Raw genomic sequence first — 252 nt, forward strand, 5'->3', positions numbered from 1 at the left:
AGGAACGGTGTCGCTATGCCCCGCCAGCACCAGGCCACCCGGGCCGCTGCCGAAACTGGCGAGCAGGTTGAATTTACCGGGGCTGACTTGCTGGATGTCGATGGCAAAACCCAGGTCGCCCAGCCAGCCGGCGAGCAAATCGATCACCGGGCGGTTGGTCTGGTCGAGAGACGCCTGGGTGCAACTGACCGACGGTGCGGCAATCAGCGCAGCGAATTGCTCTTTCAGGGTAGGTAACGGCATACGCGGTCT

1 pseudogene is annotated in these 252 nt (G+C 63.1%); it reads right to left on the reverse strand.

Annotation, left to right across the window (positions count from 1 at the left end):
* Positions 1 to 243 (reverse strand): annotated as a pseudogene (locus SB765_RS31945) (acetylornithine deacetylase); the annotation flags it as partial.
* Between the last annotated feature and the right edge of the window lie 9 nt (positions 244 to 252).

Source organism: Pseudomonas sp. SIMBA_067 (genome assembly GCF_046534675.1).
Classification (GTDB): Bacteria; Pseudomonadota; Gammaproteobacteria; order Pseudomonadales; family Pseudomonadaceae; genus Aquipseudomonas; species Aquipseudomonas putida.